13 protein-coding genes and 1 tRNA gene are annotated in these 17,481 nt (G+C 45.2%); 11 read left to right on the forward strand and 3 right to left on the reverse strand.

The window, feature by feature from the left end; translation table 11 throughout:
* Positions 1-86 precede the first annotated feature (86 nt).
* Positions 87-326, forward strand: coding sequence for a helix-turn-helix domain-containing protein (locus tag JOC27_RS00300; protein WP_338062745.1), 240 nt, complete (start codon positions 87-89; stop codon positions 324-326).
* 144 nt (positions 327-470) lie between these two features.
* A complete protein-coding gene (gene asnB / locus JOC27_RS00305) occupies positions 471-2,357 on the forward strand; it encodes an asparagine synthase (glutamine-hydrolyzing) (RefSeq protein WP_205004991.1) in 1,887 nt (628 codons plus the stop codon).
* Between the two features lie 56 nt (positions 2,358-2,413).
* On the opposite strand, the gene JOC27_RS00310 is transcribed toward asnB, so the two are convergent.
* Positions 2,414-2,644 carry a DUF378 domain-containing protein gene (locus JOC27_RS00310; protein WP_205004992.1) on the reverse strand — a complete coding sequence of 77 codons (231 nt, stop codon included), beginning with the start codon at positions 2,642-2,644 and terminating at the stop codon, positions 2,414-2,416.
* A gap of 250 nt (positions 2,645-2,894) precedes the next feature.
* Between JOC27_RS00310 and JOC27_RS00315 the strand changes: the two genes are divergently transcribed.
* Both JOC27_RS00315 and JOC27_RS00320 read left to right on the forward strand, forming a co-directional pair.
* A complete protein-coding gene (locus JOC27_RS00315; RefSeq protein WP_205004993.1) occupies positions 2,895-4,250 on the forward strand; it encodes a glucose-6-phosphate isomerase in 1,356 nt (451 codons plus the stop codon).
* Between the two features lie 415 nt (positions 4,251-4,665).
* Positions 4,666-4,959 (forward strand): YggT family protein, encoded by a 294-nt coding sequence (locus JOC27_RS00320; protein WP_205004994.1) that lies wholly within the window; start codon positions 4,666-4,668, stop codon positions 4,957-4,959.
* A gap of 279 nt (positions 4,960-5,238) precedes the next feature.
* Here JOC27_RS00320 and JOC27_RS00325 read toward each other — a convergent pair.
* A tRNA-Ala gene (locus tag JOC27_RS00325) sits at positions 5,239-5,311 on the reverse strand.
* A 298-nt stretch (positions 5,312-5,609) separates the two neighbouring features.
* On the opposite strand from JOC27_RS00325, the gene JOC27_RS00330 reads away from it, so the two are divergent.
* The 7 genes from JOC27_RS00330 to JOC27_RS00360 all read left to right on the forward strand — a co-directional run bounded on the left by JOC27_RS00330 (position 5,610) and on the right by JOC27_RS00360 (position 16,560).
* The gene (locus tag JOC27_RS00330) at positions 5,610-7,022 is read left to right on the forward strand and encodes an amino acid permease (RefSeq protein ID WP_205004995.1); all 1,413 of its coding nucleotides are present in this window, start codon (positions 5,610-5,612) and stop codon (positions 7,020-7,022) included.
* 330 nt (positions 7,023-7,352) lie between these two features.
* Positions 7,353-9,581, forward strand: a complete 2,229-nt coding sequence (locus JOC27_RS00335; protein WP_205004996.1) for a transglycosylase domain-containing protein — start codon at positions 7,353-7,355, stop codon at positions 9,579-9,581.
* 370 nt (positions 9,582-9,951) lie between these two features.
* Positions 9,952-10,983, forward strand: coding sequence for a uroporphyrinogen decarboxylase (gene hemE, locus JOC27_RS00340; RefSeq protein WP_205004997.1), 1,032 nt, complete (start codon positions 9,952-9,954; stop codon positions 10,981-10,983).
* Between the two features lie 13 nt (positions 10,984-10,996).
* Positions 10,997-11,944 (forward strand): ferrochelatase, encoded by a 948-nt coding sequence (hemH, locus tag JOC27_RS00345; protein WP_205004998.1) that lies wholly within the window; start codon positions 10,997-10,999, stop codon positions 11,942-11,944.
* Positions 11,937-13,331 (forward strand): protoporphyrinogen oxidase, encoded by a 1,395-nt coding sequence (hemG, locus tag JOC27_RS00350; protein WP_205004999.1) that lies wholly within the window; start codon positions 11,937-11,939, stop codon positions 13,329-13,331. Before hemH ends, hemG begins: the two co-directional genes overlap by 8 nt.
* Positions 13,332-13,427: 96 nt before the next feature.
* Entirely contained in the window at positions 13,428-14,009 is a 582-nt protein-coding gene (locus JOC27_RS00355; RefSeq protein WP_205005000.1) for a TetR/AcrR family transcriptional regulator, read from the forward strand.
* Positions 14,010-14,121: 112 nt separating this feature from the next.
* A complete protein-coding gene (locus JOC27_RS00360) occupies positions 14,122-16,560 on the forward strand; it encodes a YhgE/Pip domain-containing protein (protein ID WP_205005001.1) in 2,439 nt (812 codons plus the stop codon).
* 264 nt (positions 16,561-16,824) lie between these two features.
* Here JOC27_RS00360 and JOC27_RS00365 read toward each other — a convergent pair whose 3' ends face one another.
* The gene (locus JOC27_RS00365) at positions 16,825-17,481 is read right to left on the reverse strand and encodes a histidine phosphatase family protein (RefSeq protein ID WP_205005002.1); all 657 of its coding nucleotides are present in this window, start codon (positions 17,479-17,481) and stop codon (positions 16,825-16,827) included.

Below are 17,481 nucleotides of genomic sequence, written 5' to 3' on the forward strand. Positions count from 1 at the left end.
ATTCAGATTTTATTGCCAAATGGGTAATTAAAATAGAAAATATATGATATAATCAGTCTGAATTTCCAATATGGAAATGAAAAAAGGTGATTCTCTTGCTTATCCTAAATTTGAAAAGATTGAAAAAGCTTCGTAAAGCGAAGATGACCCTGAGCGAGATGTCGGCAAAACTCGGTTTTAAGAGTCAGAACGGCTATTACTATCTGGAGACCGGTCGTAACAAAATCTCCGCGGAAATACTGGCGAAAGTTGCAGATATACTTGAGGTCCCAATACAGAATTTTTTCGATGACATGCCACTTAAAAATGAAAACGAAAACAAATGAGATACTGGTTATTTTAGACGGTTTTCGGCTATTAATTTTGGTATGGCAATGATAAACTAAGGTATCGAAAGAAGCAGCAATCGGAATAAAGATTTGCTGCGTCCGATTGCTCAGTTTATTTTTGGGAAGGGGACAATAAATTATATGTGCGGATTTTGCGGCTATATTGCGGATAATGCGGACCTTGAGCCGGGAAGACATGAACAAAATGCGATAACCGCACGAGCGGATATCATTGATCATCGAGGACCTGACGACGCCGGCTACTATACAGATGATCAGGTTCAGCTTGCTTTTCGGCGTCTCAGTATTATTGATCTTGCTGGGGGGCATCAGCCGCTTCCTTTTGAGAATGAACGCTATTACATCATTTTTAATGGTGAAGTTTATAATTATGTCGAACTAAGAAATGAATTGCTGGAAAAGGGTTATGAATTCAAGACAACGTCTGACACAGAAGTAATTGTTGCCATGTACGCTGATCGCGGTGAGGACTGTCTGCAGTACTTCCGTGGCATGTTTGCTTTTATCATTTGGGATAAGCAGGAGCGAACGTTGTTTGCCGCACGTGATCATTTTGGTATCAAACCATTCTATTATATGGAAACGGAGTCCGGGATTTTCTTTGCTTCTGAAGAAAAGAGTCTGCTACTTGGCGAGGACAAGCAGCCGCTTTCCGAAAAAGCGCTGCAGCATTACTTGACGTTCCAGTTTGTACCGGAACCGCAAACACTCGCCAAGGCAGTGAAACGGCTTGAACCCGGTCATTATTTGATTAAGAAAAACGGTGAGCCGCTGCAAAATAAAACATATTGGCAAGCAGCATTTACTCCCGTTGCCGAGACCATAGACGAGGCGAAAAATAAAATTCGCGATGCGCTGATTGACTCAGTAAAAATCCACATGCGTAGTGATGTTCCGGTTGGCGCCTTTTTATCGAGTGGCATCGATTCAACCTGCATTGTCGCGCTGGCTAAGCGGTTCAACGAAAACATCAAAACATTTACAGTCGGTTTCGCCAGCAAAGGTTATAACGAAATTGATATCGCCAGAGACTCCGCGGAGAAGCTCGGCGTTGAAAATCACGCACTAGAAATTACACCGGAAATGTGTATGCAGGAACTACCGAAAATCGTCTGGCATATGGATGAACCAGTTGCTGATCCGGCAGCGATTCCGAATTATTTTGTTGCCCGTGAAGCACGTAAACATGTTAAGGTCGTGCTATCCGGGGAAGGATCGGACGAGTTGTTCGGCGGTTACAATATCTATCGTGAACCGATTTCGCTACGTTGGTTTGATGCCGTTCCGCAACCGGGCAAAGCTCTGATGCATGCGGTTGCTTCTAGGCTGCCTGTTGGCATGAAAGGGCGTAGCTATCTGATGCGCGGTACCACACCGCTTAATGAGCGCTATGTTGGCAATGCGTTCATTTTCGATGAAGCCGAAAAGAAATTTATTCTTAAAACATATTCTGATCAAACAAAGTTTACAGATATTACGAATCCGATCTACGAACGTGCAGCTGCAACGAGTAAATTAGATCAGATGCAACTCGTTGATATTGAAACGTGGCTGACTGGAGATATTCTCGTTGTCGCTGATCGGATGACAATGGCGCATTCGCTGGAGCTCCGTGTACCGTTTCTTGACAAAGAGGTCTTTAATGTTGCCCGTACTCTTCCTGCATCGCTTAAAACTACTGAGGGAACGACGAAATACGCGCTTCGCGAAGCAATGCGCGGCATTGTGCCGGATTCGATTCTATTCCGCAAGAAGCTCGGCTTTCCGGTGCCGATACGCATCTGGTTAAAGGACGAGATGTATGATTGGGCGCGAACACTTATCCACGACAGTGATACCGACCGCTATATTAACAAATCCTATTTGATGAAACTGCTCGATGAACATCGTCAAGGGTTACGGGATAACAGCCGTAAGATTTGGACGGTGCTCATGTTCATGCTCTGGCATCAGATCTATATAGAAAAAAGCGTTAACATTGAAAGAGAAAACCTTGTACAAATTTAAAAGCACAAGACAAATAAAAGATCCCCATTAAGGGGATCTTTTATTTGTCTTGACGATTAACGAACTTCTGGTTCACGTTCACGCGAGAATTCTTCGCTCGGCTTAAATAATAGGGTGAGGCAATAAAGCGAGCAGAGCCCGACGATACCGAAGATGATGCGGGACAATGCGGTTGTGCTGCCGCCAAAAATCGCACCGATTAAATCAAATTTGAAAAAGCCGATCAGGCCCCAGTTAATGCCGCCGATAATCAGCAGGGCCAGGCACGTTCTTTGTAAACCGCTCATGTTCTCTTTCCTCCTTTTATCTGGACCTGCTTTTGCAAGGTCATTGCAATTTTTAGCTTGAACCTTTTTTAAATAAATTATTCAACTTTGAAATAAGAGATTGGGATACGTATTCTTGTCATTCATGTGAAAACAGACGTGTGAGTGTTGTTCAGGGGTTGTATCCCCTCGTGCTTACTTGAATTTATCGAGTCGGTCTTGTAAAGTTAAGGAGGTTAAGCAATAATTTTGCATATTGGGGGCATTAGATATGAGTGATAAAGTTTCATTCGATTACAGCAATGCGCTTCCGTTTTTTGCGGAACACGAATTGGATTATCTTTCTGCGCAAGTCGCTGCCGCTCATAAAGCGCTTCATGAAAAAACGGGTGCTGGCAATGATTTTCTCGGCTGGCTGGAATTGCCGACGGATTATGATAAAGAAGAATTTGCGCGGATTCAAAAAGCGGCTGAAAAAATCAAGAAAGATTCGGATGTCCTCGTTGTCATTGGCATTGGCGGATCTTACTTAGGCGCCCGGGCAGCGATCCAAACGTTGAGCCATTCGTTCTACAACGAATTAACAGCGACCGATCGTAAGACGCCACAAGTTTTCTTTGCAGGCAACAGCATCAGCTCAACTTATCTCAGTGAATTGTTTGATGTGTTGAAGGATAAGGATGTTTCCGTCAACGTCATCTCAAAATCAGGAACCACAACAGAACCAGCAATTGCTTTTCGCGTTTTCCGTGAATTCCTTGAGAACAAATACGGTAAAGAAGAAGCAAAAGGACGAATTTATGCGACGACTGATAAAGCAAGAGGTGCTCTAAAAACACTTGCTGATGAAGAAGGCTATGAAAGCTTCGTCATTCCGGATGACGTCGGTGGACGCTTTTCCGTACTGACAGCTGTTGGCCTCCTGCCGATCGCCGTGGCAGGAATTGATATTGATGCGCTAATGCACGGCGCTCGCGATGCTCAGAACGATTTTAATGAACCGGAACTGAGCAAGAATCAGGCATATCAATACGCGGTTGTCCGCAATGTGCTTTATAACAAAGGCAAAACGGTGGAAATGCTGATTAACTTTGAACCGCATCTGCATTATTTCTCTGAATGGTGGAAGCAATTGTTTGGCGAAAGCGAAGGCAAGGACTTCAAAGGCTTGTACCCGTCTTCAGCGGACTATAGCACTGATCTTCACTCGCTCGGTCAATTTGTCCAGGAGGGGCGTCGAGTGATGTTTGAAACTGCCGTACTTGTTGATGACCCGCGCAGCAACGTCACCCTTAAGTCTGATGATGGTAATTTGGACAACCTCAACTTCTTGTCAGGCAAAACGATGGACTTCGTGAATAAGAAAGCTGCCGAAGGCGTTCGCCTCGCACATACAGACGGACAAGTGCCTCAGTTGGTCGTTAACGTGCCGGAATTAACGGCCTATCATCTCGGTTATCTGATGTATTTCTTCGAAAAAGCGGTAGCAGTTAGCGGCTATCTGCTCGGTGTCAACGCCTTTAATCAGCCGGGTGTGGAAGCTTATAAGAAGAACATGTTTGCATTACTTGGCAAACCAGGGTATGAATCTGAAAAGGCAGCGCTCGAGAAGCGTCTGAATCACTAAATACGTGACAGCTTCGGAGAATCTGGAGCAAAGCCACGTTCTTTAAGCGACTGCTTTTGTGCTTTCTAGGGGTTTATAATCGACGCGTGTCAGGAAAAATGGCCTGACACGCGTTTTTTTTCAAAAATTATGTTTAAATTTAAGGGACGCAGCTTTCAGCCTGTTTGCGGAGACCCGCGGCGCCTGTGGCAAGCGAGCGGCCAGAGCGCATTATTACAAAACATACTTGGGCGAAGCCTAGTTTTCCTAATGCTGAGATGACTGTGGTGTGAAGCGTAGGTACGGTTTATCGGGATCGGTTTGAAACGGCTCTGGGACTGCCTCTCGAGTAGTAATTCCGTTTGACTCTAAACTGGAGATCCCGTAAGATGATTATCAGGGAATAGAGCGGACAAAGGGAAAGGAAGAGTCATTCGTGAAAGGAAAGCATTCGGGAGGCATGCTGCCGAAACTGATCAGCATACTGCTGACTTTTGTTCAAGTAATCATCGTTTTGTTTATTTTGTTGAAATTTTTTGCGGCTAATGTAACACCATTTGTTCATTTGCTGAATAATCTCGCAAAACCGTTGCTCCAACCGTTTGAAGGAATATTTCATCCGGTTGTATTTAATGCACGTACACTTGATTTGTCTGCTGTTTTTGCTCTGATTGTTTATAGTGTCATCGGGTTCGGCCTACAAAAAATTTTTTCAATGATGAAACACTGATAAGCAATAGGTATTTGCGCATGTATCGATAATTATTCTATAAAAGAGACTGTACCGAGTAAATCGGGCAGTCTCTTTATGTATTTTGTGGGCAATACTGATGAATGGAAATGGGTGTATTGGACACAATTAGAGGAACGCCGTAGCTGCACAATTTCTTGGGACTTCCAGACGCCAGTTTCATTTAATACGATTAGCACGGTGCTTTCGGCGCATAGCAAAAAGGATGATGCACAGTCGAAAAAGATATTTCAACTTTGCATCATCCTCTGATTCTTATGGAGCATAGGGGGATCGAACCCCTGACCTCTGCCATGCGAAGGCAACGCTCTCCCAGCTGAGCTAATGCCCCAAATCGTGTATACAATTTGCGAACGACAATAATTGTATAATAGGAGCATTAGTTAGTCAAGATATAATTTATCGATAAAGTAATAATGAAAACGTCAATGTTTGTGTTATATTTTCTTACATGAAAATAAATTTTTTTATTTTTTTTGGATACGCTATCAAATGCTTAATTTACAGAAAAAAGAGCAATGTTTAAGACAATAATCTCAATTTTGTGAGTTGAAAAAAATAATTCAATGGGTATAATTGAATTTGTTTTTATAAAACATTTTTAAATATTTAAACAGGAGGCTTACTTAATGAGTAACATCTTTAGTACGAAACCAGTCAGTGAATTGATTTCGGAAACCGAAGGCAAGCAAGGCCTGAAGAAAGCGTTGAGCGCTTTTGATCTGACCTTACTAGGTATCGGCTGTATCATTGGTACAGGCATTTTTGTTCTAACCGGTGTTGCGGCAGCAAAATTCTCTGGACCAGCGTTGGTTCTTTCGTTTATTTTGGCAGGATTAGCCTGCGTGTTTGCTGCACTTTGTTATGCGGAATTTTCTGCGGCAGTTCCAGTTGCCGGCAGTGCTTATACTTTTGGTTACGCTGGTCTCGGCGAAATTTGGGCTTGGATTATCGGCTGGGACTTGATTCTTGAATATGCCGTTGGCATTGCAACCGTAGCTATTGGTTGGTCTGGCTATACTGTAAACCTGCTGAAAAACTTTGGAATTAACCTCCCGGCAGCCATTACGCTATCGCCTTTTGACGGCGGTGTGATTAATTTGCCGGCAATTCTCATCATTGGTTTGATTGCTTGGCTTCTGATCAGCGGCGTTCGTAATACGTCAAACGTAAACGGTACGATTGTTATCATTAAATCTGCCGCCGTTGTGCTCTTCATTCTCCTGGCTGTTTGGTTCATTAAACCGCATAATTGGGTGCCGTTTATGCCATTCGGCTTTAATGGCGTGGTCACTGGGGCAGCTTATGTATTCTTTGCTTACATAGGATTCGACGCTGTATCTACAGCGGCTGAAGAAGCACGTAATCCACAAAAGGATATGCCAAAAGGTATTATCTACTCGCTGCTTATTTGTACCGTACTTTATATTATTGTTTCAGCAATTATGACAGGCGTTGTTAAATTTACCGCTTATGGGACACCGGCTGGTTCTGCTGCTCCTGTTGCCTATGCTCTTGATCAAATTGGTATTGGTTGGGGATCGATTATTGTTTCTGTTGGTGCGATTTGCGGTATTACATCCGTATTGCTTGTACTAATGTTTGGCCAGTCGCGTATTTTCTTTGCGATGGCTCGTGATGGTTTGATTCCTAAGGCTTTCGGTAAAGTTGATGAAAAACGGAAAACACCAGCGCTTTCAACGATCATCGTTTCGATCGTTTGCGCACTGACTGCTGGGTTCTTCCCAATTGGCATTGTGGCCGAGCTGACCAATATCGGTACGTTATTCGCCTTCATCATTGTTTGTGCCGGTGTTCTTGTACTCCGCTACAAAAAACCAGATATGGAACGTCCATTTAAAACACCAGGCTTCCCAGTTGTGCCGATTCTCGGCATTCTCTCCTGTGCTTACCTGATCAGCGGTCTGCAGCCAGTGACTTGGATCCGTTTCGCTGTTTGGTTCGTTCTTGGCTTGATCGTTTATTTTGCTTACAGCATTCACCACAGCGTACTACAAAAAGAACACAAAGATGTGGCTTGAGCCCGTCATTCATAGCCTTATCTTTTTGTATCGCGTTTGTCTAAAATAATAGGACTGTCTTTTATGCCTGCTGAGAGCCGTAATTTGGTTTTCAGCAGGTTTTTTTTGAAGAGATAAGAAAGTATAAGGATTTTTGCACAAAAATGCAGCAAGCGAGCGAACGGCGTAGATGTGATGCAAAATAGCGACTTTACATAACCTGATTTAGCTAATCAAGAGAACTTTTCCCAACTTTTTCGGTCAAAAATTTTTTAAATCCATTGAAGATAATCTTTTTTTTGGTAAGGTGAATGAAGAAAGCAAAGACTATGCCAAAGGATGAAAGACACAATGAAATGGAAGCAATGGCTGGAAGCTTGGAAGGGCGGCAGCACAGTGACTAATGATCATAAAAAATGGCTCTATATGCGGCTCTTTCAGGCAGCTTATTTTATTTTAGGAGCCGTCATTATCGGCTTATTATTTTATTTTATTATCCTGGTTATCGGCAACCGCTATGTCGATAACGAGAAAATGGTACTCAGCAGAACATCGACTGTTGTGGACTTACAGGGTCATGAAATTTCACGACTTTATGCAGAAAACCGTGATCCGGTCACCTTAAAACAAATTCCAAAGCGAGTACAAGACGCTTTTATTGCGACGGAGGATGTCCGTTTTTACAAACATTCAGGCATCGACATCCGTGGAACGGTGCGCGCGCTTGTAACGGATATTGTGGCGGGGCATAAAGAAGAAGGCGGCAGTACGATTACACAGCAACTCGCACGCAATGCATATCTTTCTGATGAAAAAACGTGGTTCCGTAAATTCAAAGAAGCGGCGATTGCGATAGATTTGGAACGGCGCTATAGCAAAAAAGAAATATTGACTATGTATCTGAATCAGTTATATTTCGGCCACGGCATTTATGGTGTGCAGATGGCGTCTAAATTTTTCTTTGGCAAGAATGTTAGCCAATTAACTGAGGATGAGGGGGCTTTGCTTGCGGCGTTACCAAAAGGGCCAAACGGCTATTCACCGATTCTTCATCCTCAAAAGGCTTTGGAAAGAAGAAATCTTGTATTGGATCTACTGCAAAAAAATGGTTATTTATCCGCAAATGAAGTAGCGAATATGAAACGCTATGGTCTCGGGCTGCACGTGCATAAGATTCAGACGCATCCGCAGTACGACACCTATCTAGATATGGTCAAAAATGAAGCTGAAGAGCGTTATCACATTTCAGCGGATGACCTGATTCGAGGCGGCTATAAGATTGTTGTACCAATCAGCCGCGACGCGCAAAACGCATCATATACAGCATTTAAGAATAATAATTATTTTCACGGCACCAACCCGAAAGTGTCGCCGCAAGGGGCTTTCGTGCTGATGCGTAAGGATGGCGCGGTTATTGCGGTACAAGGTGGGCGCAATTATGTGCTTGGCGGTTATAACCGAGTGATTGATCCACGTCAGCCAGGTTCATCTTTCAAACCGCTCGCTGTTTACGGGCCGGCGCTTGACTCGGGACATTACCAGCCGTTTTCGCTCCTTCAGGATAAAGAGGTAACGTATAAAAACTTCAATAATTATGCGCCAAAAAATTATAGCGGTCATTATAACGGGGAGATGACGATGTACGATGCGATTACAATTTCGCAGAATGCACCGGCTGTCTGGCTACTGAATCAGATAGGGATTCCGCGCAGTAAGTCTTATTTGAAAAATTTGGGTATCTCAATTCCAGATAATGGGCTTGCGATAGCGCTTGGCGGGCTGCGTCACGGTGTGACACCGCTACAGATGGCTTCAGCCTATACAGCGTTTGATAATCAAGGAGAAAAAGCTGATCCATATTTTATTCAGGCCATCTATACGCACGACGGTAAAAAAATTGGTGAAGCGCATCCACAGACGAAGAAAGTCTTTACGGCACAAACGTCGTGGTATATGACGCGAATGCTGGAATCGGTAGTCCACAGCGGAACGGCTCGAGCGGGTTTTACGCGGGCAGCCTTGGCGGGGAAAACAGGTTCGACGGCTTATACGAAGCATGGGTTGCGTGACGCCTGGTTTGTCGGCTATACGCCAGATATTGTTGGCGCAGTCTGGCTCGGCTATGATCAAACAACAAATAGTCAATATTTGAATGGATCGAGCAACGACGCAGTTCTACTGTTCAAATCCGTGATCAACCAAATGCCGCAAGAAGCGCGCATGACTGCCTTTACCAAACCGCAAGGCGTTGCGGATCTGGCTCATCCGATTCATCTCGCGTCAATAGCCAATTTGACGGCGAGCGGAACCATTGGTAAATTCGCCTTACCAGCGCTTAAGTTGACTTGGGATGGCCCTACTGATCAGCGAATTATTTATCGCGTCTATTCAGAGGTTGATGGCAAGACGATTTACCGGGGGCATGTGATAGGCAAACATGAGTATCAGATCAATTTTGTTAATCCGATGTCAAAAGAGGTTTATTATGTAGTTCCTTATAACCCGCAAACTGGAAAAACAGGTATCGCATCGCAAAAAGTCTCGGTTCGTTGGATTACGCAGTTGTCTCTGGCTCAATAGGGTACGTGTAACTGATAATGGCAGAATGAAGCAAATGTCTAATGACTCACAAAATAAAGCAAGAAGGGGTGAAATTTCGACCGTTTTCGCGTAAAATATTGGTAATAGGCGCCATAAATTGTCAGAAAGATGATCAGTTTAGCTGCAAAAAAAGATTTGGCAAAGCCAAGTTATTCTTAGAAGATGGTAATTGGATAAGATGTTGCACGCGAAAAATGCAGCAGAGGCGCGAGACGCCTGCGGGAAAAGCAAGGCACCAAAGCGTATTGTTACAAAAAAGACTTGGCGATGCCAAGTTTATCTTATTTGCTAAGTAATTGTTTTCCTGTTGCTATTAAAATATAACGCTTACATGACGTGTGAAAAAGGAATGAGTCCACTGTTTAATGACATTTTTCTAAGAGCCTGCCGTAATGAAAGTGTGCCCCACACCCCCGTTTGGTTTATGCGTCAGGCAGGACGCTATCAAGCTGAATATCGGGCAATTCGGGAAAAATATTCATTTTTTGAAATCAGTCACCACCCTGAGATTTGTGCACAAGTTACCAAAATGCCGGTTGATAATTTGGGAGTAGACGCTGCGATCTTATTCGCAGATATTATGACACCGCTGAAAGCGCGCGGGCTGGATGTGTCGATTGTTGAAAATGTCGGACCGGTTATCAAGCATCCGATTCGCACGGGGAGCGATCTCGCACAGCTCCATCAGCTTGAACCGAATCGCGATCTTCCCTTTGTTCTAGAAACCATTGAAACACTTCATCAGCAGTTGACGGTTCCGCTGATTGGCTTTGCAGGTGCCCCGTTCACATTGGCAAGTTATTTAATCGAAGGGGGACCTTCAAAAAATTATCATTTGACCAAGGCGTTCATGTATACCCATTCTGAAGATTGGCAAGCCCTAATGAACGATCTTGCCGAAATGACGATCACTTATTTATCGGCGCAAATTCGTGCAGGTGCCCAGGCTGTACAGATTTTCGATTCGTGGGTTGGCAGTCTCTCATGTGAGGATTACAGTCGTTATATTGCGCCAACGATGCAGCACATTTTTCAAGCGTTACGGGAAACGGATGCGGTGACCTTGTATTTTTCTGCAGGCGCTGGCCATTTACTGCCGGAATGGGTTAAATTACCGGTTGATGTTCTCTCTGTCGATTGGCGGACAGCACCTGAAGGATTGACGAACGCGAAGGTACCGCAAGCGATTCAAGGGAATATCGATCCGGCGCTACTCCTTGCTCCTTGGCCACTGCTTCAGGAGAGGGTGGAAAGGTTGCTCGATCAAATGAACGGACGGAGTGGCTATATTTTCAATCTCGGTCACGGTGTCTTCCCGGAAGTCAAACAAGAGACGCTACTTCGGTTGACAGAATTTGTTCATCACTATACGTCAAAGTAAAGGAATGTGGGTAATGGGAGAAAAACAGACGATTGGGTTATTAGTGATGGCTTATGGAACGCCATATTCAAAAGAAGATATCGAACCGTACTATACAGCGATTCGTCATGGGAGAAAGCCGAGCCCGCAGCAGATTGATGATCTGGCCCGGCGATATGAGGCAATCGGCGGATCATCTCCGCTTGCTAAATTGACCGTTGCTCAGGCTGCTGCGCTTGAAAAGCGGCTGAACGAGAAACAAAATAAATGGACATTTAAACACTATCTTGGCTTGAAATATATTCACCCGTTCATTGAAGATGCAGTTGGGCAGATGAAGGCGGACGGCATCAACCACTCTCTAGCACTCGTCCTTGCCCCACATTATTCACGCTTCAGTGTCCAGTCTTATGCGGATCGAGCTTTAACCGCGGCAGATGGCAACGTCACGATCACTCCGATTAATAGCTGGTATCGACAACCGGACTTTATTCGTTACTGGTCGCGCCAGATTCAGTTGGTATTTGACACAATACCGGCTGAAGAAAGAAAACAGTCGATCGTTATTTTCTCGGCGCACAGCCTGCCGACCCGAATCCTTGCTCATGGCGATCCTTATCCTGATCAGGTTGAAGAGACGGCGCGGATGATCGCTGAAAGCGCTGGGCTCAATACTTATGCACGCGCATGGCAAAGCGCCGGGAAGACACCGGATCCATGGTTAGGACCGGATATTCTTGAGAAAATCAAGGAACTCAATCGTGAAAAAGGTTATAAACATTATATTTTTTGTCCGATCGGCTTTGTTGCTGAACATTTGGAAGTCCTTTATGATAACGACACAGAATGCCGCAATCTTGTCGCCACGCTAGGTGCAGTCTATCATCGTCCGCCGATGCCGGACACGGACCCGCAATTTATTGAAGCGCTCGCTTCCACCGTGTTGCAGTCGGTCGACAAGGAGCCAAGTGTGGATGACTAAGAAGATTGCGATTATTGGCGGCGGTATTGCTGGACTCAGCGCCGGCTTTTATGTTCAAAAAGCTGCTGATGAAAAACAGCTTGATGCCGCCCCGGTTATCTTCGAAGCGACGGATCGTCTGGGCGGAAAATTCAATACACTACGCCATGATGGGTTTGTAATAGAACGCGGACCCGATTCTTTTTTAAAGCGTAAGCCGGCTGCACTTGAACTCGCGCGAGATCTCGGTCTTGAACCTCAGCTGGTTGCAAACAAAACCGGCAAATCCTATATTTTGCATAAAGGACAGCTGCACCTGATTCCGCCGGGCTCGGTGATGGGCGTGCCAGGCGACTTCACTTCTTTTCTGGCGTCTGATCTACTTAGCGATGAGGGGAAGGCACGGGTGTTTGAAGAATTGCTGCTGCCACCAATGGAAGCTTTTGAGGATATTTCTGTTGGTGAATTTTTTGAAAAGCGACTTGGTCGTGAGCTTGTTTCGCGAATTATCGAACCGCTACTCTCCGGAGTGTACGGTGGTAATCTGAATCGGCTCAGTCTCGAGGCGACTCTACCGCAATTCAAAGCGATCGCGACACAGCATGGTCATTTGCTGCAGGCAGTGCACGGCAAAGCATCAGGAAAGCGTACAAGCCAATTTGCCACATTGTCCGGAGGTCTATCCACTTTTACCGAAAAAATAGTGGCCAGTCTTCATGGCAAGCTGATGCGGAACACTGCGATCGATTCCATTGAACAGGTTGGGAAGACAATACGGCTACACGCCGCCGGGTATACAATCGATGCGGACGCCTTGGTCTTTGCGGCTCCGCTTCGCGAGGCACAGGATCTGCTGCCGGAACTGCAGACGCTTCGCCTTGCGCCACGGGATGCTGATTCGGGAATGACCACGCTCTCGCTTGCTTATGATCAGACTGCGGTTCAAATCAATCAGCAAGGGACAGGCTTTGTGTCAAGCGACCGCGGCGCCGGGCACATTGCCGCAGCCACGTGGACGCATCTGAAATGGCCGCATACGGCGCCTCAAGGAAAAGCGTTGTTACGCGTCTTTTACGGGCATTATCCAGACTGGAATCCGCAGACAATCAGCGACGAAGCATTGGCTCAGAAAGCAATCCACGACTTGAATGCCATAGACGGTTTGTCTGTCAGCAGTAAGCCGGATTTTTTTGTGGTCACACATATGCCGGATTCGATGCCACAATACGGAGTTGGTCAAAAAGCATGGCTGAAACAACTTGAGGCAGAACGCAGCCGCAAATACCCGAATATCTATTTTGCCGGTATGGCTTATGACGGGGTCGGTATTCCCGACGTCATCCGCCAAGGCAAACAAGCAGCTCAGTCTGCACTCAGCTTTTGCTTCAATCAGGAATTGATCGATTGATATTTTAGGCTTGAAGACTAAAATGGTTTGTGTTAAAATTCTCTCTAGAACAAAATGACTAAATTGGTCAAACGGTCAGATTGTGGTGAATAAATGATGGCTATCGATCGTAAAGTAAAGATCATTGAAGCGGCTGAGCAATCTTTTGCGTCTTTCGGCTATAAAGCGACGACAATGGATTCTGTCGCCCGAATCGCCAATGTTGGCAAGGGAACGATCTATACCTTTTTCAAAAATAAAGAAGAATTGTTCTCAGAGATTATGGGTCAGTTTATTTATAATTTGAAAAAGGTCGCGATGGGTGCGATTCATGAAGAGGATGGCTTTTTCAACAACCTCCATGGCGCGCTCTATCGTGTGCTTGAGTTTCGCAAAGAGCATCAGCTGACGATTAAACTGACGCAAGAGATTAAGGAAGCAGGGACAGTCCAGGCTCAGGAAGCCTTAGCAAAAGTCGAAGACGCCATTCTTGATTTTCTTCAGGGGTTTATTCGTGAGGCGATGGAGCGAGGAGAAATTCAGACCTGCGATCCGAAAGTCACAGCCTTTGTTATACTCAAACTCTATATCGCACTTGTTTTTGATTGGGAATTACGGCATGCGCCGCTTTCCAGTACAGAAATTGCCGATTTATTTGAGCTATACCTTTTGAATGGACTGAAAAAAAATAGCGACTGAAACGTTATTTTTTTTCAATATAAATGACCAAACGACCAAATTAGTCATTTAGTTTATTTTGCAGACAGACATCCTGGCTACATTAATTTTTGCGAAAAGGAGCGCCTTTCAAATGAATGTGATTCATCTTATCGTGGCTGAGCTCAAAGCGATTGTAGCTAAGCCACACAATATTGTTGTGATGCTGGCCGTCATGTGCGTGCCGCTCCTTTATGCGGGGATGTTTCTTTACAGCTTCTGGGATGCATTCGGTGAAACCGGTAAACTGCCGGTCGCTGTGGTTAACCAGGATCGGGGAGCGGAGATAGCCGGCAAGGAGCTTAATGCCGGCAGCGATTTAGTAAAGAATTTGAAGAAGAACAAGGAATTCAAATGGCAATTCGTCAGTGAGAAGGAAGCACAGAGCGGCTTCAAGAATAACCGCTACTTTATGATTGTCCGCATCCCGTCATCATTCTCAAAAAATGCGACCACACTCGCTGATGGCAAAGTCAAACCGGCGCATCTGATTTATCGTTTGAACGCTGATTATAATTTTATCGCGTCTCGAATGGCTGACGCTGGCGTCAAGGAATTGAAAAGCCGCGTGTCGAGTGAAATCACAAAGACCTATGCGGAATCGATGTATCAGCAGCTCGACAAACTGACGAGTGGTTTGAACAAGGCTTCCAAAGGTTCAAATAAACTTGCCAAAGGAAGTAAGAAAGAGCTTGCTGGACTGAATCAGTTGAAAGACGGCTTTAAAACATTAACAAGTGGCACAAGTAAGTTGAAAACCGGAGCGGGTCAGTTAGCAAACGGCACCGCGCAATTGAATAGCGGGGCATCTGCTCTGAATACCGGCGTGAAACAATATACTGGCGCTGTCAGTAGCCAAATTGTGCCCGGTTCATCTCAACTGACCAACGGCTTGAATCAGCTCAACAGCGGAATCAAAGGCCAAAACCTTGTCGGCCAGGTTAATCAATTGAATTCTGGGATGCAAACTTTTGCATCCAGTATTAGTGGCTTGCAAACGAAACTCAGTGCATCAATTGATCCAAAATCTATCGGAAAACAGGCTGTTCAAAGTGCTCAATCTCAAGGCCTTGCAAAGCAAAGTTCAGATGCTGCCACATTAATAGCTGGAACAATTCAAAGTCAAGTAACTTCAGAGACAACGAAACAACAGATTGAAACAAGTATTGAGAAAGACGAGAGCATCCAACCCTTAAAGCAATTGTTGATGCAATCAGCAATGCAACAGGGGATGACATCAGTTCAAGCAGAGGGGTACGCGAATCAACAAATCGAAAAAATCGCTGGAAACATTGCCCAGGAAACGACAGCAGTGATTGGAAGTCAATTAGTATCCAACGCGCCTCAGCTTCAAAAAACGCTACAGGGATCTGCTGAAAATACCATAAATAGCACAGCAGTTTCAACAGCTTCTCAGATTAAAAACGGCATCATATCTGGCCTAAATCAGAAAGATCCATCAACGGGTCTAACGTTGAATAGTGCGGCGCAGCAGCTGGCTGCAGGGACGCAACAGCTTGCGGGAAGCAATGGCATTCCTCTGATTGCTTCGAGTGTGAGCCAGGCAGCTCAGGGGGCTAATCAATTAAATAGTGGTTTGAATCAGTTGAACAACAATTCAGCATCGCTCGCTAGCGGTTCAGAGATGCTTGCGCAAAGTACTGGAAAATTGGCTGCAGGGGCTAGCCAGCTCAACAGCGGCCTGTCAACATTGGCTACTGGCCAGAACCAATTGGCTGCAGGTGCGGGCCAATTGTCAAACGGTGCACAGAAAATTTATCAGGGCAACAGTGATTTAGGAACAAGCTTGAGCGAGGCACATGCGCAGCTTGCCAAGACGCCGACGGATAAGCAGCACGCGAATCAGTTCGCCGCGCCGGTGCAAAATTCGAATCAGTCGCACCAAGCGGTTGACACCTTTGGCTCCGGATTCGCACCGTACTTTATTTCACTCGGTCTCTATGTCGGTGCGCTCCTCCTGACGATTATCTATGACTTGGGACGACCAGCGGGACTCGCGACAGGCGGATGGAATATAGCACTGAGCAAATTCTTTGTGACATTGTTGATGTCGATTGGCCAGTCGCTGTTGATCGATATCATCGTGTTGAAAGGACTTGGGCTTCACGTCTCAAATGTGCCGCTTTTCATCGGTTTTACAATTCTGACGAGCATGAGTTTCATGGCAATTATCGAATGGCTAGCTGGTTCATTCGACAACGAAGGCCGGTTTGTTTGCATTGTCATTCTGATTTTACAGCTAGTATCTAGTGGCGGCGCGTATGCAATCGAATTGATTCCGAAATGGCTGCAAGGTGTGGCCCATTTCCTGCCAATGACCTATAGTGTCAATGGATTTCGTAACATCATTGACGGTCATCAGCCCGCATTGCTCGCATTCAACATATCATTTCTTTGGGTATTCATCATTGTCGCTCTTGGCCTGAGTATCGTAACTTTTTCGATTAAATTCAACCATAAGCTCAAGGCTGCGGAAAGCAGAAATCAGGAACAGACACCGTTAGAATCTTAAGGATTAATTAGCTCAAATAATAAGAAAGCACTGGAAGACAAAATTGTTCTTCCGGTGCTTTTTATATAGAGACAACGATCAATCTTAATGTAGTTTTTTTTGACAAAAGGGCAAGGCGCTCAGGGGCGGGCTTTGCAGGGAAAATATGCGGAAAAGACTGAGTTTGGGAACTTCATGATAATTTGCAGTACGCTTCTCTATGTAGGAAATTCATAAACGAATTGTTACGCAGTTATCGGCGCAGATCTCACCTTCATCGATGAGTTAAAAGTCGCTTTCTCTGCCAATATAGACGACTTGATAGTGCTGCGCTTCTTCATCGTAATTTATTTTTGTGACGCTTGTATTTGGTAGGATGGCTAGCGTCTTCTCGGCACCAAGTAAAGTAAGCAGCAGACAATTGATGTATAAGCCATGGCTGACTGCCATAATCGTCTGGCCATGCGCTGAGAAAATTTGTGTAAGCGCACGGTGCACGCGTTTTTGAACCGCTTCATAGCTTTCAGCAAGCCCGGTCGGATCGATCTTCTGAATCGCCGCGAGTGCCTTGACACGGATATTATCGGGAGAATCTGAACGAAGACCAGGGATGCCAGAGACTTCGCGTACCTTTTCCCATGTCGCAGCAGATGGATTCCCCTCGAATGCGCCGAAGCTGACTTCACGGAGGTCTTCCAATTCAGTCAGCGTTAGGCTTGGACGCGAACTATTGGCTAGTATCAATTGAGCGGTTTTGCGTGCCCGGCCAAGATCACTTGAGAAGGCAGCATCAAAGCTAATCTGCTTTTGTTTGAATGCCTGCCCAAGTTCTAAGGCTTTCCGCTCACCTTCTGGTAAGAGTGGCGTATCCGATATACCCTGCATCCGGTACAGGTGATTGAAGAGCGTTCGGCCGTGCCTAATTAAATAGAGTGTTTTCAA

The organism is Sporolactobacillus spathodeae, from assembly GCF_016908935.1.
Lineage (GTDB): Bacteria > Bacillota > Bacilli > Bacillales > Sporolactobacillaceae > Sporolactobacillus > Sporolactobacillus spathodeae.

Bases quoted from the DNA above. Each gene is read 5' to 3' on its own strand.
- JOC27_RS00310 (WP_205004992.1), bottom strand. From the start codon at position 2,644: ATGAGCGGTTTACAAAGAACGTGCCTGGCCCTGCTGATTATCGGCGGC.
- hemH (WP_205004998.1), top strand. From the start codon at position 10,997: ATGGGAGAAAAACAGACGATTGGGTTATTAGTGATGGCTTATGGAACG.
- hemG (WP_205004999.1), top strand. From the start codon at position 11,937: ATGACTAAGAAGATTGCGATTATTGGCGGCGGTATTGCTGGACTCAGC.
- JOC27_RS00360 (WP_205005001.1), top strand. From the start codon at position 14,122: ATGAATGTGATTCATCTTATCGTGGCTGAGCTCAAAGCGATTGTAGCT.
- JOC27_RS00330 (WP_205004995.1), top strand. From the start codon at position 5,610: ATGAGTAACATCTTTAGTACGAAACCAGTCAGTGAATTGATTTCGGAA.
- JOC27_RS00355 (WP_205005000.1), top strand. From the start codon at position 13,428: ATGGCTATCGATCGTAAAGTAAAGATCATTGAAGCGGCTGAGCAATCT.
- JOC27_RS00315 (WP_205004993.1), top strand. From the start codon at position 2,895: ATGAGTGATAAAGTTTCATTCGATTACAGCAATGCGCTTCCGTTTTTT.
- JOC27_RS00335 (WP_205004996.1), top strand. From the start codon at position 7,353: ATGAAATGGAAGCAATGGCTGGAAGCTTGGAAGGGCGGCAGCACAGTG.
- asnB (WP_205004991.1), top strand. From the start codon at position 471: ATGTGCGGATTTTGCGGCTATATTGCGGATAATGCGGACCTTGAGCCG.
- hemE (WP_205004997.1), top strand. From the start codon at position 9,952: ATGAGTCCACTGTTTAATGACATTTTTCTAAGAGCCTGCCGTAATGAA.